Source organism: Labrys sp. F242 (assembly GCF_057813875.1).
The window spans coordinates 572,753-593,551 of record NZ_JBVASG010000003.1; the positions used below are offsets into that span (position 1 = coordinate 572,753).

19 protein-coding genes are annotated in these 20,799 nt (G+C 64.9%); 10 read left to right on the forward strand and 9 right to left on the reverse strand.

Annotation, left to right across the window (positions count from 1 at the left end):
* Nucleotides 1-63: 63 nt before the first annotated feature.
* Together ACZYTC_RS22300 and truA are read right to left on the reverse strand one after the other, a co-directional pair.
* The gene (locus ACZYTC_RS22300) at nt 64-369 is read right to left on the reverse strand and encodes an NIPSNAP family protein (protein WP_434958336.1); all 306 of its coding nucleotides are present in this window, start codon (nt 367-369) and stop codon (nt 64-66) included.
* A 101-nt stretch (nt 370-470) separates the two neighbouring features.
* Entirely contained in the window at nt 471-1,214 is a 744-nt protein-coding gene (gene truA / locus ACZYTC_RS22305; protein ID WP_434958335.1) for a tRNA pseudouridine(38-40) synthase TruA, read from the reverse strand.
* 288 nt (nt 1,215-1,502) lie between these two features.
* On the opposite strand from truA, the gene ACZYTC_RS22310 reads away from it, so the two are divergent.
* From ACZYTC_RS22310 to ACZYTC_RS22320, 3 genes are all read left to right on the forward strand, one after another.
* Nucleotides 1,503-2,315, forward strand: a complete 813-nt coding sequence (locus ACZYTC_RS22310) for an ABC transporter substrate-binding protein (protein ID WP_434958334.1) — start codon at nt 1,503-1,505, stop codon at nt 2,313-2,315.
* An 83-nt stretch (nt 2,316-2,398) separates the two neighbouring features.
* Nucleotides 2,399-3,139, forward strand: coding sequence for an amino acid ABC transporter permease (locus tag ACZYTC_RS22315; protein ID WP_488990555.1), 741 nt, complete (start codon nt 2,399-2,401; stop codon nt 3,137-3,139).
* Nucleotides 3,136-3,852, forward strand: a complete 717-nt coding sequence (locus ACZYTC_RS22320) for an amino acid ABC transporter permease (RefSeq protein ID WP_488990556.1) — start codon at nt 3,136-3,138, stop codon at nt 3,850-3,852. The genes ACZYTC_RS22315 and ACZYTC_RS22320 overlap by 4 nt, the downstream gene beginning before the upstream one ends.
* Here the strand turns inward: ACZYTC_RS22320 and fmt are convergent.
* The 4 genes from fmt to nth all read right to left on the reverse strand — a co-directional run bounded on the left by fmt (nt 3,812) and on the right by nth (nt 7,724).
* Nucleotides 3,812-4,723, reverse strand: coding sequence for a methionyl-tRNA formyltransferase (gene fmt, locus ACZYTC_RS22325; RefSeq protein ID WP_488990655.1), 912 nt, complete (start codon nt 4,721-4,723; stop codon nt 3,812-3,814). The genes ACZYTC_RS22320 and fmt overlap by 41 nt on opposite strands.
* 19 nt (nt 4,724-4,742) lie before the next feature.
* Nucleotides 4,743-5,312 (reverse strand): peptide deformylase, encoded by a 570-nt coding sequence (gene def / locus ACZYTC_RS22330; protein WP_434958331.1) that lies wholly within the window; start codon nt 5,310-5,312, stop codon nt 4,743-4,745.
* A gap of 189 nt (nt 5,313-5,501) precedes the next feature.
* Nucleotides 5,502-6,719, reverse strand: a complete 1,218-nt coding sequence (locus tag ACZYTC_RS22335; RefSeq protein ID WP_434958330.1) for an MFS transporter — start codon at nt 6,717-6,719, stop codon at nt 5,502-5,504.
* Nucleotides 6,720-6,941: 222 nt separating this feature from the next.
* A complete protein-coding gene (nth, locus tag ACZYTC_RS22340; protein ID WP_488990557.1) occupies nt 6,942-7,724 on the reverse strand; it encodes an endonuclease III in 783 nt (260 codons plus the stop codon).
* Between the two features lie 49 nt (nt 7,725-7,773).
* On the opposite strand from nth, the gene ACZYTC_RS22345 reads away from it, so the two are divergent.
* The gene (locus tag ACZYTC_RS22345; RefSeq protein ID WP_434958328.1) at nt 7,774-8,265 is read left to right on the forward strand and encodes a DUF2244 domain-containing protein; all 492 of its coding nucleotides are present in this window, start codon (nt 7,774-7,776) and stop codon (nt 8,263-8,265) included.
* An 82-nt stretch (nt 8,266-8,347) separates the two neighbouring features.
* On the forward strand, nt 8,348-9,250 hold the full coding sequence (locus ACZYTC_RS22350; protein WP_434958327.1) for a methylated-DNA--[protein]-cysteine S-methyltransferase: 903 nt from the start codon (nt 8,348-8,350) through the stop codon (nt 9,248-9,250).
* 61 nt (nt 9,251-9,311) lie between these two features.
* Here ACZYTC_RS22350 and lldD read toward each other — a convergent pair whose 3' ends face one another.
* Both lldD and ACZYTC_RS22360 read right to left on the reverse strand, forming a co-directional pair.
* On the reverse strand, nt 9,312-10,442 hold the full coding sequence (gene lldD, locus ACZYTC_RS22355; RefSeq protein ID WP_434958326.1) for an FMN-dependent L-lactate dehydrogenase LldD: 1,131 nt from the start codon (nt 10,440-10,442) through the stop codon (nt 9,312-9,314).
* A 256-nt stretch (nt 10,443-10,698) separates the two neighbouring features.
* On the reverse strand, nt 10,699-11,319 hold the full coding sequence (locus ACZYTC_RS22360) for a 2,3-bisphosphoglycerate-dependent phosphoglycerate mutase (protein ID WP_149253465.1): 621 nt from the start codon (nt 11,317-11,319) through the stop codon (nt 10,699-10,701).
* A 191-nt stretch (nt 11,320-11,510) separates the two neighbouring features.
* Between ACZYTC_RS22360 and ACZYTC_RS22365 the strand changes: the two genes are divergently transcribed.
* Complete coding sequence (locus tag ACZYTC_RS22365; RefSeq protein WP_481273065.1) at nt 11,511-12,593, forward strand: cobalt-precorrin-5B (C(1))-methyltransferase; 1,083 nt, start codon at nt 11,511-11,513, stop codon at nt 12,591-12,593.
* A 105-nt stretch (nt 12,594-12,698) separates the two neighbouring features.
* Here the strand turns inward: ACZYTC_RS22365 and ACZYTC_RS22370 are convergent, their stop codons facing one another.
* Nucleotides 12,699-13,028 (reverse strand): hypothetical protein, encoded by a 330-nt coding sequence (locus tag ACZYTC_RS22370; protein ID WP_434958323.1) that lies wholly within the window; start codon nt 13,026-13,028, stop codon nt 12,699-12,701.
* A 219-nt stretch (nt 13,029-13,247) separates the two neighbouring features.
* On the opposite strand from ACZYTC_RS22370, the gene ACZYTC_RS22375 reads away from it, so the two are divergent.
* The 4 genes from ACZYTC_RS22375 to mog all read left to right on the forward strand — a co-directional run bounded on the left by ACZYTC_RS22375 (nt 13,248) and on the right by mog (nt 20,772).
* The gene (locus ACZYTC_RS22375) at nt 13,248-16,622 is read left to right on the forward strand and encodes a transglutaminase family protein (protein ID WP_488990558.1); all 3,375 of its coding nucleotides are present in this window, start codon (nt 13,248-13,250) and stop codon (nt 16,620-16,622) included.
* Between the two features lie 136 nt (nt 16,623-16,758).
* Entirely contained in the window at nt 16,759-19,275 is a 2,517-nt protein-coding gene (locus tag ACZYTC_RS22380) for a circularly permuted type 2 ATP-grasp protein (RefSeq protein WP_441771163.1), read from the forward strand.
* Between the two features lie 85 nt (nt 19,276-19,360).
* Complete coding sequence (locus ACZYTC_RS22385; protein WP_434958320.1) at nt 19,361-20,239, forward strand: transglutaminase family protein; 879 nt, start codon at nt 19,361-19,363, stop codon at nt 20,237-20,239.
* Nucleotides 20,240-20,244: 5 nt separating this feature from the next.
* Nucleotides 20,245-20,772: a molybdopterin adenylyltransferase gene (mog, locus tag ACZYTC_RS22390; protein WP_434958319.1), complete on the forward strand. Its 528-nt coding sequence runs from the start codon at nt 20,245-20,247 to the stop codon at nt 20,770-20,772.
* Nucleotides 20,773-20,799 lie beyond the last annotated feature (27 nt).

Sequence of the window (20,799 nt, forward strand, 5' to 3'; positions counted from 1 at the left end):
ATGCGATCAGGACGGATCGCTCGTCCGCTCCAATTCCTATGCGAAGTGCGCGAGGCCGTGACGTCAGCCCAGGACCGGTCGCAGGAAGTTGCGTTCATAGCGCAGGATGCTGCGGATCTGCTTTTCCTCAGCCAGGATGGCCTGGCATTCCGGATCCACGGCCAGGCGCCGGCGGTAATCCTCATAGGCGGCCAGGCTGGGAAAACTGAACAGGGCGTAGGCGATGTCGCTTGCGCCTTCATGCGGCAGGAAATAGCCGTGATGCGTACCACCCATGCGATTGACCACGGGAATCCAGGCTTTCGCATAGGCTTCGAAGGCGTCGACCTTCCAGGGGTCGATGACATATTTCAGATGACAGGTGATCACGGACGGCCTCGCAGCTTGAGCATCGTGCCAGAAAGGGGCGCGAGTTTCCTACAACATCGGATCCGATTCTGAACCAGCTCCGCTGCTGTCGCGGAGGGAGATCAGTAATCGACGCCGGTGAGATAGAGCCCATGCGGCGGTGCCAGCGCGGCACAGCGGGTACGGTCGCGCGCTTCCAGCACACCGACCAGATCCGCCTTGCTCCAGTCGCCGGAGCCGACCCTGCGCAACGATCCCACCATCGAGCGGACCTGGTTGTGCAGGAAGGAGCGGGCAGTGGCGACGACATGGATCTCGTCGCCCACGCGCGCCACGTCGAGGCGGTCGAGCGTCTTCATCGGGCTCTGGGCCTGGCAGTCGGCCGAGCGGAAGGTGGTAAAGTCGTGATGGCCGATCAGGCCCTGCGCGGCATGATGCATGCCCTCGGCGTCCAGGGCCTTGCGGATGTGCCAGGCACGGTGGCGCTCCAGCGCCAGAGGCGGACGGCGGTCGATCAGACGATAGAGATAGCGGCGACCCTTGGCGGAAAAGCGGGCATCGAAACTGTCAGGCATCTGCTCGACGGCCAGGATGGTGACATAGTCGTCCTGCAGAGTGAGATGGGCGTTGAGGGCATCGCGCACCCTGTCCGTACTCCAATCCTTGGCCAGCATCACCGAGGCAACCTGCCCGGTGGCATGCACGCCGGCATCGGTACGGCCGGCCCCCTGGATGCGCAGGGTCTGGCCGGTGAAAGCCAGAATGGCCTCCTCGATCGCCTGCTGCGCGGATCGGCCATTGGCCTGGGCCTGCCAGCCGACATAGGGCGTGCCGTCATATTCGATCAGGAGCTTGTAACGCGGCATTCGGGTACTTCGTTGCTGAAGTCAGGCCTCTACGCCAATCGGGCACGAGAGTCACCAGTATGTGAGGTTTTACCCGCCATCGGGTGCGGAAGGCACTGCTGAGATCCCGGGCGATCGCTGTCCGTGCCAGGAGGTATCGACAGGTCACAAATTCAATATATTTTTTCTATTGATTTTATAGACTAATAATTGAAGATGAGCCAAAGCACCAAATGCCTTGGTGGTCTCGCGACAGCCGGCCCCGCCCGGCCGCCGCGAATTCAAAATATTTCCAACGGACATCGTGACATGCGCAGATTTGCGACATTCGTACTTGCCACCCTCCTGGCCGCCGGCGCGGTCGGCGTTGCCCATGCCGACCGCCTCGACGACATCAAGCAGGCCGGCGTCCTCAGGGTCGCGGCCTTCGACGCCAATCCACCCTTCGGCTTCGTCGACCCGAAGACCAAGCAGATTGCCGGCCTCGACGTCGATTATGCCAAGGCTCTTGCCGACAAGCTCGGCGTGAAGCTGGAAGTGCGTCCCACCAACCCGGCCAACCGCATTCCGCTGCTCACCTCCGGCAAGGTCGACCTCGTGCTGGCCAATTTCACCATCACCGAGGAGCGCGCCAAGCAGCTCGATTTCTCAATTCCCTATTTCTCATCCGGCCAGCAGTTCTTGGCCAAGAAGGGTACGCTCTCCTCGCCCGACCAGCTCAACGGCCTGCGCATCGGCGCCGACAAGGGCACGACCAACGAGATCGTGCTGCGCCGCGATTTCCCCAAGGCCGTCGTGGTCTCCTTCGACGATACGCCCTTCGCCTTCACCGCCCTGCGCAACGGCAATGTCCAGGCCATCACCCAGGACGGCCCCAAGCTGATCGGCCTGCTGGCCAATGTGCCCGACAAGGAGAATTACGAGATCCCCTCCTTCACCATCTCCAACGACTATATCGGCGTCGGTATTCCAAAGGGTGAGAAGCGCCTGGTCGAGGTGGTGAACCAGACGCTGGTCGAGCTCGAGGCGAACGGCAAGGCGGCCAGCATCTACGATGTCTGGTTCGGCCCGAAATCGGCGCAGCCTCTGGCCCGCTTGTTCAAGATCGGCGACAAGAGCTAGTTCCCTGACATTGCTTGAAAGTTTCCGACACCGCGCGGGTCCCCCGCGCGGCTTTTTGCGTTCGATCGTTTGAGGAAAACAAAATGGGCATATTCGGCGAGCCCATGGCGCTGCGCTATCTGGTCTGGCTGATCCAGGGTTTCGGCATCACTTTGGCTTTATCGTTGGCGGTGTGCATCGCCAGCTCTGCGCTCGGCGTCGTGGTGTGCGGCCTGCAACTCGCCGAAAACCGACTGGCAAGGGCAATTGCGACTGTCTATGTCAGCATCATCCGCAACACGCCGCTGCTCGTGCAGTTGTTCTTCTGGTATTTCGGCGCCTCCGCGCTGATGCCGGCAGGACTGATGACCTGGCTGAACACGCCGCATGTCGTCGAGCTCGGTGTCGTGCGGCTCGGCTGGCCTGCCTTCGAGACGTTGGCGGGCTTCTTTGCCCTGACGCTTTATGCCGGTGCCTATATCGCCGAGGAACTGCGCGCTGGCATCAATGGCGTGGCCCCGGCGCAGCGGGAAACGGCGTTGGCGCTCGGCCTCACGCCGCAGCTCGTTTTCCTCCTGGTGGTGCTGCCCCAGGCTGTCCGCATCGCCTGGCTGCCGATGGTTGGCCAGTATCTCAACACCATCAAGAATTCGTCTCTCACCATGGCAATCGGCCTTGCCGAACTGTCCTATGCGGCGCGCCAGGTCGAGACCGAGACGTTCCTCACCTTCCAGGCCTTCGGCGTGGCGACGCTGCTGTATGTCGGTGCCGTCGCCCTCACCGAAGCGGCGGGCCACGCCGTGGCGCGCAGCCGCCGCTTCAATGGGGCAGCGGCGCGAGCATGAATTTCGCGGTCGTCTGGGACAATCTCGATTATCTGCTGGTCGGCGCGTGGCCCGTGGGGCCGATCGGCGGATTGGCGCTCACCCTTATCCTGTCGGTGCTCTCGGCTATCGTCTCGGCAGGGCTCGGGTTGGTGCTCGGCATCGCCCTTGCCATGAGCCGGGGGCCGGCGAAGACGGTGCTGGTAGTCGTCATCGGCTTCTTCCGCGCTATTCCGGTGATCATGCTGATCTTCTGGAGCTATTTCCTGCTGCCGATCCTGCTGGGGATTTCGGCGCCCGAGATCGGCACGGTAGTCATGGCCCTGTCGCTGATATCGGGCGCCTACCTTTCCCATGCCGTCGCGGCGGGAATCGGCAGCATCGGCCCCGGCCAATGGGAGGCCGGCCTTGCCCTCGGCCTCGGGCGCTGGCGCATTCTCGGCCTGATCGTCCTGCCGCAGGCGCTGCGCGCCATGGCCCCTTCATTCGTCAATCAGTGGACGGCATTGGTGAAGGATACCTCGCTCGCCTATGTGATCGGCGTGCCGGAGCTTTCCTTCGTCGCGACACAGGTGAACAACAGGGCGATGGTCTATCCAAGCGAGATCTTCCTGTTCGTCGGTGCGGTCTATTGGTGTCTGTGCGCCGCGCTCGATCACCTGGCGACCGTGCTGGCGCGCAGAAGCCGGCCGGTCACGCCAGCCGCGACCCTTGCACCAGTGGCGCGCCCTTGAGGAATTCGGCGGCGCCCATCGGGGTCTTGCCGGCGCGCTGGACCTGGAGAAGGCGGATCGCGCCGGTGCCGCAGGCGACCGTCAATTCGTCGTCGAGCAGCGTGCCGGGCACGCCATAACCCTCGGCGCGCGCGGCGTGCAGCGCTTTCACCCGCTGCGGGCCCTGGCCCCAATCGGCTTCAAACCAGGCGCCGGGGAAGGGAGAAAGACCGCAAATGTGATTATGGACTTCTTCGGCCGAGCGCGACCAGTCGATGCGGGCCTCGGCCTTGTCGATCTTGCGGGCGTAGGTCACGCCCTCTTCGCTCTGGGCCGTGAAGGTGAGCGTGCCGCGCGAGAGGGCGCCGAGCGCCCGGGCCATCAGGTCGGCGCCGAGCAGGGAGAGGCGGTCATGCAACTCGCCGGCCGTCATGTCCGGCTCGATCTCGACGGTGTCAGCCAGCGCGACAGGGCCGGTATCGAGGCCTTCTTCCATGCGCATCACCATCACGCCGGTCTTGCTGTCGCCGGCCATGAGGGCGCGCTGGATCGGCGCGGCACCGCGCCAACGCGGCAGCAGCGAGGTGTGCAAATTGAGGCAGCCTTCCGCCGGGGCCTCCAGGGCCGCCTTGGGCAGGATCAGGCCATAGGCGACCACAACGGCGACATCGGCGCCGAGGCCGGCGAAGGTGGCGATCACCTCCTCGTCGCGGAAGCTCTTGGGCGTGAATACTGGAATGCCGAAGCCTTCGGCCAGTCTGTGCACTGGCGAGGGCGCCAGGGCCATGCCGCGGCCGGCCGGAGCTGGCGGCCGCGTATAGACGGCGACGACCTCGTGGCCCTGGCTGAGGATCTCGGCCAGCACGGGGCGGGCGAAATCCGGCGTGCCCATGAAGACGACGCGCAAGGCCTCAGCCTTCCGCCGGACGGGGAGCTTCGCGCTCGCGCTTTTCCCGCTTGAACTGCGGCAGTTCGCCGGTCTTGACCGCCTTGGTGAACTTGCGGATCACCATGTCGCGCTTGAGCTTGGAAATGTGATCGATGAACAATTCGCCGTTGAGATGGTCGATCTCGTGCTGCAGGCAGGTCGCCATCAGCCCATCGGCCTCCAGTTCGGCTTGTCTGCCCTCGCGGTCGATATAGGCGACGCGCACCGTTGCCGGGCGCTCGACCTCGGCATAATAGTCGGGGATGGAGAGGCACCCTTCCTCGTAGACGCTGCGCTCCTCCGACGACCACACGATCTCCGGATTGATGAAGACATGCGGTTCCGGCGGCTCGTCTTCCTTGGCAAGGTCGATGACCACCAAGCGGCGCGGCACGGCGATCTGAATCGCTGCCAAGCCGATGCCGGGCGCGTCATACATGGTTTCCAGCATGTCGTCGGCGAGCTGGAGCAGTTCCGCATCGACGCGCTCGATCGGCGCGGAGACGAGGCGGAGCTTTGAATCGGGCAGGATGATGATCGGTTTGATGGCCATGTCAGGCAGATAGGATGCCGCGCGCGAGGCGTCAATCCGAAAGCGGGCTGAGACACTCCTGGGACCGCCGGCATCTCAGCGGCATGCTTGCATGTCGCGATTGCCGGCTCTCGGAAGCGATGCGCGTACGGGAAAGGAAGAGCCGGCAGGGATGCCGGCGGTCCCGGAAGATCTATCGCGAAACGCGTGCTATTCGAGCACGGTCATCACCTGCCCGCGCCGTTCCGGGCTGAAGCGAATGACGACTATGATGCAAACGGCGACGACGCCTGCGAAAAGGGCCAGTGCATAGCCGTAACTGTTGCCGGGCGCTTCGGCGATGCCGGCCTGGTAGGGGCCGCCATAGGACGCAGCGAGATTGCCGGCCTGATAGATGAAGCCGGGTAGCGTCGCCCGCACGGAGCCCGGCGACAGTTCGTTGAGATGCACCGGAATGACGCCCCAGGCGCCCTGCACCGAGATCTGCATGATGAAGGCGCCAATGGCGAGCATCGCGGGCGTGGTGCTATACGCCCACAACGAGAGAGAAGGTAGCGCAATCAAGCAGGCGATGGTGATAGCGTTGACGCGACCGATCCTCTCGGACAAGGCTCCGAAAAATAGGCCGCCGATAATGGCGCCGATATTGGCGACGATCGTAATCCAGCTCACCGTATGAGCATCGAAACCGTGCTGCTTCTTCAGGAAGGTCGGATAGAGATCCTGTGTGCCGTGGCTGAAGAAGTTGAAGAACATCATCAGCACCACGGCATAGAGGGCGATGCCCCAATGCCGGCTTAGAGTTTCCATGAGGCCGGGCTTCGCCTGGTCCTTGGCCTCGGTGAAAGCCGGTGATTCCGGAACATGCGACCGGATGAAGAGCACGATCAGCGCCGGCAGGAAGCTGAGAAGGAACATGGTGCGCCAGCCGACCACATGGCCACCGATGTTCTGGCCGTAGATCAGGCCGTAGACGATTGCCGCCAGGAGGTAGCCGGTCGGATAGCCTGCCTGGAGCAGGCCGGAAACCATGCCGCGGGCCGATGGCGGGATCGATTCCATGGCGAGTGAGCTACCGAGGCCCCATTCGCCGCCCATGGCGATGCCGAAGATGGCGCGCAGGATGAGGAACACCATGAGATTGGGCGAGAAGGCCGCCAGGGCACCGATCACCGAATAGCTGACGATGTTGAGCATGAGGATCGGCTTGCGTCCGAATTTGTCAGCGAGCCTGCCGAAGATGAAGGCGCCGATGAAACGGGTCGCCAGGGTGAAGAACAAGGCTTCGGAAACGGCGGGAACGCCGACCTGGAATTCCGCGGCGATATCCGTGAGCAGGAAGGTCAGGAGGAAGAAATCGAAGGCGTCGAGGGTCCAACCCAGGAAGGAAGCAAGGACAGTCTTTTTCTGCTGTGAACTGAGAGGCAAGCGATTTCTCCCTTATGACCATCGGTTGGCCGCAGGGAAAGGACAGTCTTGGTCATTTCCGCAGCGCCATTTGCTTGGATCGACGTAATGAACGTCGCCAAGGAAGCCCCCCATTGGCCATAGAAGTCCTGAAATCGCCGAAGCGCCACAAAAATATGCTGATTCAACTGATGCGTGTATTTTGAGGGCTGTGCCTGGTGTCCAGGTTGAATCCCCCGGGCATCACGCCGTCGTCTTGTCCTCGAACAGGCAGATGTCGCGGATCAGGCAGGCGGGGCAGGCGGGCTTGATCGCCTTGCAGACATAGCGTCCATGCAGGATGAGCCAGTGATGGGCATGGCGCGCATAGGTCGCCGGCACCACCTTCTCCAAGCCCAATTCCACCGCCAGCGGCGTCTTGCCGGGCGCGAGGCCGGTGCGGTTGGCGACCCGGAAGAGATGGGTGTCCACGGCGATGGTCGGCAGGCCGAAAGCGATGTTGAGCACGACATTGGCCGTCTTGCGGCCGACGCCCGGCAGGGTTTCGAGAATCTCGCGTGAGCGTGGCACCTCGCCGCCATGCTCGTCCACCAGCAGTCGGGAGAGGGCGATGACGTTCCTAGCCTTGGTGCGGAATAGGCCGATGGTCTTGATATGGCCGATCAGTTCTTCCTCGCCGAGAGCGATCATCTTCTTCGGTGTGTCGGCGATGGCGAACAGCGCCTTGGTCGCCTTGTTGACGCCGACGTCTGTCGCCTGGGCCGAAAGCACCACCGCCACCAGCAGCGTATAGGCGTTGACATAATCGAGCTCGCCCTTGGGCTCGGGCATTGCCTGCGAAAAGCGCCGGAAGATCTCGGTGATCTCGGCTTGCGGCAAAGCTGCGCGCTGGGTGCCGGCGGAGGCCGCGGCGGCATTGGCCTTCGCCTTGGTCCGGCCTGCCGATTTTGTCGCAGGGGAGGCAACGGACAGGGTGGGGATTTGAGTCTGGCGGCGGGGCATGAAAGGCTTATAGTGGGCCGCCATGCAAAGCGCCAACCCGAAAATGCCCCAGGAAAAGCGCCAAGAAACACCCTTGGAGATATCCTCGGGGGTGGCCTTGGAAGAGCCGGTCTTCGACGCGGTGCTCTACCCGCATCGCTCGCTCGGGCCGCGGGGCTTTCGCAACCTCCTCGTCGTGGTCGGCTTTGCCTCGACGCTGCTCTCCATCCCCTTCTATATGATGGGAGCCTGGCCGGTGGTCGGCTTTTTCGGGCTCGATGTCGGCCTGCTCTATGTGATGTTCAAGCTCAATTATCGGGGGGCCAGGCTGCGCGAACACGTGCTGCTGACGCCCGTCCGGCTGTTGTTCTCGCGCATCGATCCCAAGGGGCAGCGCCGGGAGTGGATCTTCAATCCGCGCTGGGTGCGGCTGCAGCGCGACGAGCACGAGGAGTTCGGCGTGATGCGCCTCGCTCTGGTGCAGCGTGGCCGTGAGGTGGAAATCGCCCGCTTCCTCGGTGCTTCCGAGAAGGGCGATTTTGCGGATGCCTTCTCCCGGGCTCTGAACAAGGCCCGGCGCGTCTGACAGCCCCATCGCAGCTTTCGGGTGGGAAGCCCGTTGAAGCAGGTCTATCCAGGGTACAAGTAATTGTGCCTGGAGAGGTTCCATGTCGATAACCCTGCCCGATTTTGCCGAAGTGCCGCTGGCTTCGCCCCTTGCCAATTCGCCCGAGGACTATGATCGCATCCGCAAGGCGGTCGCCTATATCACCAGGAAGGCGCAGCACCAGCCTTCGCTCGAGGACATTGCCGGTCATGTCGGCCTGTCGGTCTCGCATTTCCACCATCTCTTCCGGCGTTGGGCCGGCATCACGCCCAAGGATTTCCTGGCAGCGGTAACGCTCGACCGGGCCCGCGACCTCCTGCGCGATTCAGCCTCGATCCTGGATGCCACGTATGAGCTCGGCCTGTCCGGGCCGGCGCGACTGCACGATCTGTTCGTGACCCATGAGGCGATGACGCCCGGCGCCTTCAAGACCGGCGGGGCGGGCCTGACCATCTCCTATGGCTTCCATCCCTCGCCCTTCGGCACGGCACTGGTGATGGTGGCCCCGCTCGGGCTCGCCGGTGTCGCCTTTGCCGATCCAGGCGAGGAGGCCGTTGCGCTGGCCGATATGCGCAAGCGCTGGCCCAACGCGGAACTGCGCGAGGATTCGATGGTGACGGCGCCCTATGCCGGTCGCATCTTCGATCCGAGCCGCTGGCAGGCCGACAGGCCGCTCAACGTGGTGATGATCGGCACCGATTTCGAAGTCCGCGTCTGGCGTACGCTCTTGAACATCCCGATGGGCCGGGCCACCACCTATGGCGATATCGCCAGCCATATCGGCAATCCCAAGGCCTCGCGTGCCGTGGGCGCGGCGGTGGGTAAGAACCCGCTTTCCTTCGTCGTGCCCTGTCACCGCGTGATAGGTCGCTCCGGCGAATTGACCGGTTATCACTGGGGCCTGACGCGCAAGCAGGCCATGCTGGGCTGGGAAGGCGGACGGGTGCGCAGCGGGGCTGCGTAAAGCACGGAGCACGGACATCTCAGCCCCATGAAGTCATGGGGCGATGTCCGCGCTCCAAGGCTTATGCCAGGCTACTGCGGCCGATCTGGTCGATGCGCTCTACCCCGGTCAGGGTCATTGCCACCCGCATTTCCTTGGCGATGATATCGAGCAAATTCTCGACGCCGGCCTGGCCGGCGCTCGCCAGCGCATAGGCGAAGGCGCGGCCGAGCATGACGCCCTTGGCGCCCAGGGCGAGCATGCGCACCACGTCGAGGCCGGATCGGATGCCTGAGTCGGCCAGCACGGTGAGGTCGCCGCCGACGGCGTCGGCAATCGCCGGCAGGGCGCGGGCGCTTGAGAGCACGCCGTCAAGCTGGCGCCCGCCATGGTTGGAGACCACGATGCCATCGGCCCCGAAGGTGACGGCATCACGGGCATCCTCGGGGTCGAGAATCCCCTTGATGATCATCGGTCCCTTCCAGAATTCGCGGATCCATTCGAGGTCCGACCAACTGATCGAGGGATCGAAATTCTTGGCGAGCCAACCGATATAGTCGGCTAGGCCCGTGGGCTTGCCGAGATAGCGCGAGACGTTGCCGAGATCGTGCGGCTTGCCCATCATCCCGACATCGAGGGCCCATTGCGGCTTGAACATCGACTGCAGGATGCGCCGCTGCGGGCCGAAAGGCCCCGACATGCCCGAATGCGGGTCGCGATAGCGGGCGCCCGGGGTGGGCATGTCGACGGTGAAGACCAGCGTGGTGATGCCGGAGGCCTGGGCGCGCTCCAGGGCGTTCTTCATGAAGCCACGGTCGCGCAGCACATAGAGCTGGAACCAGATTGGGGCAGGGCTTGCCGGTACCACCTCCTCGATCGGGCAGATCGAAACGGTGGAGAGCGTCATGGCGATGCCCTTGGCGGCGGCGGCCTTGGCCACCTGCACCTCGCCGCGGCGCGCCAGCATGCCGGTGATGCCGACCGGGGCGAGGATCACCGGCATGGCGAATTTGCGCCCGAAGATCTCGGTCTCCAGGCTCAGCTTCTCGACATTCTTGAGGATGCGCTGCCTGAGGCTGATCCCTTCGAGATCGCTGACATTGGCCCGCAGCGTGCGCTCGGCATAGGCGCCGCCGTCGACATAGTCGAACATGAAGCGCGGCAGCTTGCGCCTGGCGGCGGCACGATAGTCGGAGGGGGAGGCAATGATCATGATGGTCTTGCAGGCTTCCTGCCCAATGTTGCAACGGGCCGGTCTTCAAACAGGCACGTAGTCTCGTGCAACGATACTTATATCGGCTCTACCTTTGTCATTGCCGGGCGTGACCCGGCAATCCAGTCCTTGTTCCGAGATGGTCAATAAGAGGCGCTGGATGCCCGGGTCAAGCCCGGGCATGACAAGGGTTGGTGCTTCTTTCGTTCCCAATCGAGCAGACGCCGCGATAAGGGCGCACAGGCGGGCACACCGGTTATCCCTTCAGTTCCTGCTTGCTGGCGATCGTGGTGTCCGGGTTCAGGCGGTAGACGATCGGCACGCCGGTATCGAGTTCGCGCTTGACGATCTCCTCGCCCGTCAGACCTTCCAGTGCCATGATCAAAGCGCGCAGCGAATTGCCATGGGCGCCGACCAGCACGGTCTTGCCGGCCATCACCTGGGGCTGGATGCGATGGATGTAATAGGGCAGCACGCGCGCCGCCGTGTCCTTCAGGCTCTCGCCGCCGGGCGGCGGCACGTCGTAGGAACGGCGCCAGATATGCACCTGCTCCTCGCCGAACTTCACGCGGGCCTCGTCCTTGTTGAGGCCGGAGAGATCGCCATAGTCGCGCTCGTTGAGCGCCTGGTCGTTGATGGTCTCCAGGCCGTCCTGGCCGAGTTCGCCGAGGATGATCTTGGTGGTGTGCTGGGCGCGCGACAGCACGGAGGTGAAGGCGATGTCGGCCTTGAGCCCGAGAGCCTTGAGACGGCGCCCCGCCTCGTGCGCCTCGGCCACACCCTTCTCCGTCAGGCCGGGATCACGCCAGCCGGTGAACAGGTTCTTGAGGTTCCAGTCGCTTTGGCCATGGCGGCAGAGCACGAGAGTGGCAGTCATCAAAGGGATCCCGTTTCAGGTCGCAGTAGCGCTGACATAACCGGGATTGCAATTAATTGCACTGGCCGAATGCGCCCTGGATTGGCAAAGTGGACTGGGACTGGCAAAACGGCGAATGTCGACGTTGCCGTCCCGTCGTCGGATCATGACTTTGGCGACGGTCAAACTGATGATCTCGCTGGGTTCCTGTCTTGCGTGACCCCTCATCCCCTCTGCGCTACGGCTGGACCACCGGCGCCTGCGCCGCGGCGGCCGCGAAGGCCGCCTATGCGGCACTGCTCGGCGAGGAGTTTCCCGATCCGGTCGTGATCACCCTGCCGCGGGGCGAGCGACCCGCTTTTACTTTGGCCAGGCATGAACGCGGCGAGGGGTGGGCCTGCGCCACCATCGTCAAGGATGCGGGGGATGATCCCGACGTCACCCACGGCGCCCTGGTCACATCGACGGTTCGTCCGGCTGCGCCGGGGACGGGTGTCACCTTCCGGGCGGGGGAGGGGGTGGGAACCGTCACCCGGCCGGGGCTGCCCCTGCCGGTGGGCGAGCCAGCCATCAATCCCGGGCCGCGCAGCATGATCGCCGCGGCCATTGCGGAGGTCGCGGCCGCACATGGCGCCGCCGGGGATGTCGAGGTGACCGTCGCCATCGCCGATGGAGAGGCGATTGCGCGCAAGACCCTGAACGGCCGGCTCGGCATCGTCGGCGGCCTTTCCGTGCTGGGCACGACCGGCATCGTCGTGCCCTTTTCCTGCTCGGCCTGGATCCATTCGATCCACCGCGGCATCGACGTGGCGCGCGGGGCCGGGCTTGATCATGTCGCCGGCGCCACTGGGGCGGCCTCCGAGGAGGCCGTAGCCAGGCTCTACGGCCTTCCGGAGATCGCGCTCATTGACATGGGGGATTTCGTCGGCGGCATGCTGAAATATCTCAGGGTACACCCGGTGCCGCGTGTCACCGTGGCCGGTGGCTTTGCCAAGATCACCAAGCTGGGCCAGGGCCTGCTGGATCTCCATTCACGCGCCGGCCCGGTCGATCTGCGCTGGCTGGCGGAGCGGGTGGAGGAACTGGGCGGCGATGGCGAGACGGCCTACCGCGTCTCGCAGGCCAATACCGCGATCGAAGCCCTGGAGATCGCCGGGGAGGCGGGCCTCGATCTGCCGCCTCTGGTGGCTCGTCACGCCCTGCGGACGGCGGCCACCGTGCTGCGCGATGCCGAGATCAGCCTCGACATCGCCATTTTCGGTCGTGATGGGGACTTGCTGGCGCGCGCGGACTGAAATCCGGGTGCACCGGCATCTTGCCCGTTCTTGGAAACACAGCGCTTGCGGGAAGGAAGAACGTGCAAGACGGCCCTGCACCCGCAAATATCGCCTCGTCCCCGCTCAGCCGTGACCCGTATTGGTGGTGATGCAGTTGAGGAATTTCACATAGGAGCCCAGCCCCGTGCGCGGCGCGGGCTGGTGGCGGGAAAAGCAGCGGTCCTGCACCTCGGCGGCGGGCGGAGCGCGCCAGATCCGGCGCAATTGGTTGTAGGACATGATTTCCTGCGTCTCGCAGTTCTGGATCATCACGGGGTTTCCCTTGCCGAGCTGCTGGCAGAACAGCTTGTACTGGTAGACCGGCAAGGTGGTGGCCTGTGCCGGCAGCGCGCTCGCGCAGACGGCGGACAGGCAGAGCAAGAGAGCGGCGAAACCGGACGCCGGACGCTTCATGATGATATTCCTCGACCGAAAGGGCGTAGCCAAAAGGGTGCCTCCAAAAGGGCGCCTCTTGGCCTGCTTACCTTGCTCCCGTTAAAAAATCGTGGCTGAGTCTCGCACTCGAAGGGCCCGGATTGGGCAATGATGGCCGTGCTCTGCCTTCTGAATAGGCTTGCCTAGTTCGAGGGCAAACCGATACGCTGCAGCCATCTCTTGGTTAGGGGTCTCGCCTTGTCGATCGTTGCCGCCCTCTATCACCGCACGACCTACGACTATGACCGTCCGGTGATCCTGTCTCCCCAGATCGTCCGGCTCCGGCCTGCCCCGCATTCTCGAACGCGCATCGTCAGCTACGCGCTGAAGGTCGAGCCTGCCCATCATTTCATCAATTGGCAGCAGGATCCGCACGGCAACTGGCTCGCCCGCTTCGTCTTTCCCGAGCCGGCGACCCGCTTTCAGATCGAGGTCGACCTCGTTGCCGATTTCTCGGTGGTCAATCCCTTCGATTTCTTCGTGGAGGATTACGCCAGCCATCTGCCCTTTGCCTATCCCGCCGAGCTGGCGCATGAGCTTGCGCCCTATCTGGAGATCGAGCCGGCGGGCGAGGGGCTGGCTGCCTTCATGGCCTCGATCGAGATGAACGGGCTCCAGGTCGTCGACTTCCTGGTCGAGCTCAACCAGCGCCTGCAGCGCGAGGTCGCCTATACCATCCGTATGGAGCCGGGCGTGCAGGCGCCGGAGGAAACGCTGGCCTTGCGCTCGGGCTCCTGCCGAGACAGCGCCTGGCTGCTGGTGCAGGTCCTGCGCCGGCTTGGTCTCGCCGCCCGTTTCGTCTCGGGCTATTCGATCCAGCTCACCCACGATCTCAAGGCGCTCGACGGCCCGAGCGGCGTCGATGCCGATTTCGCTGATCTGCATGCCTGGGCCGAGGTCTATCTGCCGGGCGCGGGCTGGATCGGCATGGATGCCACCTCCGGGCTGCTGACGGGTGAAGGCCATATTCCGCTGGCCGCCACGCCCCATTATGCCTCGGCTGCCCCGATCAGCGGTGCGCTGAGCGCCACCGGGCCGGTCGAGAGCCAGTTCTCCTTCGAGATGCCGGTGCGGCGCATCGCCGAATCCCCGCGCGTGACCTTCCCCTTCTCCGACGAATCCTGGCGCGAACTCGATGCGCTCGGACAGGAGGTCGAAGCCGACCTCGTCAAGCAGGACGTGCGCCTGACGCTGGGGGGTGAGCCCACTTTCGTCTCCATAGACGACTATCAGGGGGAGGAATGGAATACGGGCGCCGTCGGCCCGACCAAGCGCGGTCTCGCCGATACGCTGATCCGCCGCTTGCGCGCGGCCTTTGCGCCCGGGGGCTTCCTGCATTACGGCCAGGGCAAATGGTATCCGGGCGAGTCCCTGCCGCGCTGGGCCTTTTCGCTCTATTGGCGCAAGGACGGCAAACCGATCTGGCAGAATGCCGAGCTCATCGCCCGCGAGCCGAAGCCCGCGAACGGTCCGAACGGCAAGCACCCGATCCGCAAGGTCTTCGATCCCGCGCCGATGCGGATCCTCGCCGAGGGGATGGCCGAACGCCTGGGGATCGAGCCTGCCTATGCAATGCCGGCCTTTGAGGATGCCGCCCACTGGATTCTGCAGGAGGCCCAGCTTCCCGACAATGTCGATCCGATGGAGTCCAAGCTCGCCGATCCCGAGGATCGCGCTCGTATCGCCCGGGTTTTCGATCGCGGCCTCGACCAGCCGGCCGCCTATGTCCTGCCTGTGCAGCGCTGGAACGCCGAACGACGCGATGGCTGGGTCAGCGAACTCTGGCGCATGCGCCGGGGCAAGCTCTTCCTGGTGCCGGGCGATTCCCCCGCCGGCTATCGGCTCCCCTTGTCGAGCCTGCCTCACGTGCCGCCCAAGGCCTTTCCGCATGTGCATCCGGTCGATCCGACGGTGCCGCGCGGCGAATTGCCGGACCGGGCCGAATTGGCGCGTCAGCCTCGGCGGGCCAGCGCAAGCAAGAATGGCAGCCTCCGCCAGCAGGCGCAGGTGGACCAGGAATTCGGCACCGGCGTGGTGCGCACGGCCTTGACCTTCGAGATGCGCGACGGCGTGCTGTGCGTGTTCATGCCGCCTGTTGAGAGCATCGAGGACTATCTGGAATTGCTGGCGGTCGCGGAGGAGACGGCCGAGGCCAACGGCCTCACCGTCCACATCGAAGGCTATCCGCCACCCCATGATCCGCGCATCCAGATGATCAAGGTCACGCCCGATCCCGGCGTGATCGAAGTCAATATCCAGCCCGGCGCCTCCTGGGCCGAGACGGTGGCGATCACCTCCACCATCTATGAGGAGGCCCGGCTCAGTCGGCTCGGGGCGGACAAATTCATGATCGACGGGCGCCATGTCGGGACCGGAGGCGGCAACCATGTCGTGCTCGGCGGCGTCACGCCCGCCGACAGCCCCTTCCTCCGGCGACCAGATTTGCTCAAGAGCATCGTGCTCTACTGGCAGCGCCATCCCTGCCTGTCCTATATGTTCTCGGGCCTGTTCATCGGACCAACCAGCCAGGCCCCGCGCATCGACGAGGCGCGGCATGATAGCCTCTACGAACTCGAGATCGCCATGGAGCGGGTACGCGGACCGCATGGCGGCAATTCCGCCGGTCGTTCCGCTGACGACCTGCCGCCACCCTGGCTGGTCGACCGTCTCTTCCGCAACCTGCTGGTCGACGTCTCCGGCAACACGCATCGTGCTGAAATCTGCATCGACAAGCTCTATTCGCCGGATTCCGCCACCGGCCGGCTTGGCCTGATCGAGTTTCGCTCCTTCGAGATGCCGCCGGACTACCGCATGTCGCTGGCCCAGCAATTGCTGTTGCGGGCGCTGGTCGCCTGGTTCTGGCGCGAGCCGCAGGAAGGTTCCTTCGTGCGCTGGGGCACCCAGTTGCATGATCGCTTCATGCTGCCCCATTTCGTCTGGGCCGATTTCCAGGACGTGCTCGCCGATCTCGCCCGCGCCGGTTACGCCTTCGATCCGGTCTGGTATCAGGCGCAGCTCGAATTCCGCTTCCCGTTCTACGGCAAGGTCGATTATGAAGGGGTTGGTCTGGAAGTGCGTCAGGCCCTCGAACCCTGGCATGTGCTGGGCGAGGAAGGCCTTGCCGGGGGGACGGTACGATACGTGGATAGTTCAACCGAGCGGCTGCAGGTCAAGGTCGAAGGCTTCAATCCCGCCCGCCATGTCATCGCCTGCAATGGTCGGCGCTTGCCGATGAACGCCACCGGCCGAGCCGGAGAAGCCGTGGCCGGCCTGCGCTTCAAGGCTTGGCAACCCGCTTCCGGCCTGCATCCGACCATTCCGGTGCATGCGCCGCTGACCTTCGATGTCATCGATACCTGGTCGAACCGTTCGCTCGGCGGCTGCACCTATCACGTCGCCCATCCCGGCGGGCGCAATTACGAAACCTTCCCGGTCAACGCCTACGAGGCGCAGGCCCGGCGGCTCGCCCGCTTCGAGCCCATCGGGCACAGCCCTGGCTGGCCGGCGGTTCCGCCCGAGGAAAGCAAGGGGGAGTTTCCCTTCACCCTCGACCTGCGCAGGGCAGCGCGATGAGAGGGGCGGCGGACCCATCGATGCATATCTACGCCGGCAAGATTGGGGCGGTTTCCCATGTCCCGCTGTGGGAGAATGGGTCTTGTTCTGACAGGCTGACCTTGCCGACCCGCATCCACTCTCCTGGGCTGCCCTGATGCTCGCCAGGTCTCGCAACCCCGGCCTGCGTTCCTTGCTTGCGGACTACCGGCCGCTGCCGGGGGTCGCCGACGAGTTGATGACGGCGGCGGGGGAAGTGCGTCCGCATTGGTTGCCGGTGCTGAACGAGATAGCCCGCTATAGGGCGGCCGTCGTCTCGCAGCGCTTTGCGGTTGCCGATCGCCAGATCAAGAATTCGGGCGTCTATTATCGCGTCTACGACACGCCCGACGGACGCGACCGGCCCTGGCCGCTTGCCCATGTGCCGCTGGTGATCCCCGATGCCGAGTGGCGTGGCATCGAGGCGGGCATCGCGCAGCGCGCACAACTGCTCGAAACCGTGTTGTCGGATCTCTACGGCCCGGCCACTCTGGTGCGAGACGGTGCGCTGCCGGCGGCCGTGATTGCGGGCAATCCCGACTTCCAGCGTGCCGTGGCTGGCGGCACGCCGCTCGGCGGCGAGCATCTGGTCATCTATGCCGCCGATCTCGGCCGGGGCCCCGACGGAAGCTGGTGGGTGCTCAAGGACCGTGCCCAGGCGCCTTCCGGCATGGGATACGCGCTGGAAAACCGGCTCGCCATCTCAGCCGCGCTGCCCGCCCTTTATCGCGACATGCAGGTCGAGCGGCTGGCGGGTTTCTTCCAGGCCATGCGCTCGACCCTTGCGACCAAGGCCGGGCGGGAGGGCTCCCGTATCGGCCTGCTGACGCCGGGGCCGGCCAACGAGACCTATTTCGAGCACGCCTATCTCGCCCGTTATCTCGGCCTCCTCCTGGTGGAGGGCGCCGATCTCACCGTGCAGGATGGCAGTGTCTATGTCCGTACCATCGAGGGGTTGAAGCGCATTGATGCGCTCGTGCGCCGCCTCGATGCTGATTTCGCCGATCCGCTCGAGCTCAATGCCGGCTCGCGCCTGGGCGTGCCGGGTCTGGTGCAGGCCGTCAGGAAGGGCTCGGTGGCCCTGGCCAACAGCCTGGGTGCCGGGCTGGTGGAGGCTCCGGCCATGCTGGCTTTCATGCCGGCCCTGGCGCGCCGGCTCACCGGCAGCGACCTCATCCTGCCGAATGTCGCCACCTGGTGGTGCGGCGAGGCCGGCGCGCGCGAGGAGGCCCTGGGCGATTTCGAGCAACTGGCCGTACTGCCGGCCTTCACGCGCGAGGTTGCCGGCCTGACGCGCGGCGGCGCGAGCGTCGTGGCCGATCAGGACGCGGCGGGCCAGGCACACCTGCGCGAGGTCGTGAAGGCTCATCCTCTCGAAGTGGTGGCGCAGGAAGTGGTCAGGCTCTCCACCATGCCGGTCTGGAACGGCAAGCGCCTGGAGCCGCATCCTTTCACCCTGCGGGTCTATGCGGTCGCGACGTCGGAGGGCTGGAAGGTGATGCGCGGCGGCTTTTGCCGCGTGGGTGACAGCAATGATCCACGTGCCCTGTCGATGCAGCATGGCGGGCGCTCGGCCGACGTCTGGGTGACGTCGGAACGGCCGGTCGATCATGTCAGCCTGCTGCCGGTGCCGGGCAAGGTTGCGATCAAGCGCAGCCTCGGCCATTTGCCGAGCCGGGCGGCCGACAATCTGTTCTGGCTCGGGCGCTATCTCGAGCGTGCCGAAGCGACTCTACGTGTCGTACGAGCCGTCGGCGAGATCGCGGCGGAGGCGGACGAAGAGGTTGCCGCGGCCACGCAGCGCCTCACCGATCTGCTGATTGCCTGGGGGGCGGCGGCCAAGAGCGAGAAGCCGGAAGTGTCCGGTGGCCGCAGGGGCGGCAAGGTTGCCGTCGAGCCCGTTGCGACCGCTGAAGACATTCTGCGGGACGTGCTGGATGGCGATGAATCTGGCGGCATGCCAGCGTTGATCGGCGCGGCGGCGCGCACGGCATCGGCCATTCGCGAAAGGCTGTCGCGCGACGCCACACAGGCCATCGCCAACCTCGACGCCATGGTCGTGGGGGACCGCAACCTGCCTTCCGCCGACCGGGCGGATCGCTATCTCCACACGCTGGCCGCCTTGTCGGGCCTCGCGCATGAGAACATGAACCAGCTCTCGGGCTGGCGCTTCCTGCGCATCGGACACCATATCGAACGTGCCATCCAGACCTGCCGGCTCATCCGCCGCTTGGGCGACGAGAGCGCCAGTGCCGACATGCTCGATGCCTTGCTGCGCGTGACGGACAGCCGCATCACCTATCGGGCCCGCTATCTGATGGGAACGTTGCGCTTGCCGGTGGTCGACCTCGTCCTGCTCGATGACGGCAATCCGCGTTCGGTCGCCTATCAGGTCATTCACGCCGCCGAGCATCTGGCGGCCCTGCCGCGCACCTATCGGGACGGCGAGGTGGATGCGCTCACCCGCACCATCCGCCTGATGCGAGCCGAGATCGAGACCACGCAGGCGGCCGATGTCGACGACCGCATGATTCTCGGCTTCGAGAACCGGCTGCTCGCGCTGTCCTCGGACCTGTCAGCCCGCTATTTCAACCAGGACGAAGCCATGGCCGAAACCGCCGAGGGGCTGGGGTAATGGTGGAGCAGGGCCAGGCGTGCAAGAATGTAGCGCGACGCCTGACGTTGCGTCCCTCCGCGAAATCTGTCGGCTGAGGCGGCTCGTGCTCTATCTCATTCGCCACACCACGACCTATCTCTACCGGACCGAGGTCGCGGCGGCTCGCTGCACGCTGCATCTCCAGCCCGAGAGCGGCGGCAATCAGCGGGTGTTCTCGGCCCAGCTCACCATCACGCCCAAGCCGCTGGAGCAGACCGACGCCGTCGACTTCTTCGGCAATCACACCACGCATGTCCGCTTTGCCGGCGCAGCCACCCGGCACCGTTTCGAATCGCGTGTGCGTATCGAGGTCCAGCCGCGCGAAATGCCCCATGCCTTGCTGACCCCGTCCTGGGGTGAGGTCAGCCAGAGTGCACTGCTCGTGCCAGACTTCGGCGGCTCGGCGCCGGCGCATTATCTTTTCACCAGCCGTTATGTGCCGCTGCTCGCCGAGGCCCGCGATTATGCGCTTGCCTCCTTCGAGCCGGGGCGGCCGGTGCTCGACGGGGCCGTCGAGATGATGAAACGCATCCATCGCGATTTCGTCTACGACCCCAACGCCACCGATATTTCCACCCCGCTCGACGTGGTTGCCCGCACGCGCCACGGCGTCTGCCAGGACTTCGCGCATTGGATGCTGGCGGGCTTGCGCGCGATTGGTATTCCCGCGGCCTATGTTTCAGGCTATCTGCGAACCCATCCGCCGCCCGGTCAGGAGAGGTTGGTGGGTGCGGATGCCAGTCATGCCTGGGTTTCGGTATGGTGCGGCGCCGGGCTCGGCTGGGTCGATCTCGACCCGACCAATGCGGTGCCGGCAGGCGAAGACCATGTCCGCGTCGCCGTCGGGCGTGACTACGCCGACGTCGCGCCGGTGGATGGCGTCGTCGTCGCCTCGGCCGGCCATAGCCTGCGCGTCTCGGTGGATGTCGCGCCTTTAGGATGATCGAAATGACTGCCAGGATCGGAATTCTGACCATCTCGGATCGCGCCAGCGCCGGGATCTACGAGGACAAGAGCGGTCCCGCCATCGCCGGCTTTCTACAGCGCGTGCTGACCTCGCCCTGGGAAGCCGTGGTGCGGGTCATCGCCGACGAGCAGGACCTGATCGAACGGACGCTGGTCGAGCTTGCCGACGAGGAAGGGTGCTGCCTGGTCTGCACCACCGGCGGCACGGGTCCGGCCCGTCGCGACGTCACGCCCGAGGCCACCGAGGCCGTGTGCGCCAAGATGATGCCGGGCTTTGGCGAGCTGATGCGCCAGGAAAGCCTGAAATATGTGCCGACGGCCATTCTCTCGCGCCAGACCGCAGGCATCCGCGGCCAGACGCTGATGGTCAACCTGCCGGGCAAGCCGGCCTCGATCGAGCAATGCCTCACGGCGGTTTTCCCCGCTATTCCCTATTGCATCGACCTGATCGAGGGGCCGCGGCTGGAGACGGATCCGGCGGTGTGCAAGGCATTCAGGCCGGGTGGCTGATCGGAAGGCAGGGCGTCAAGCAAGGAA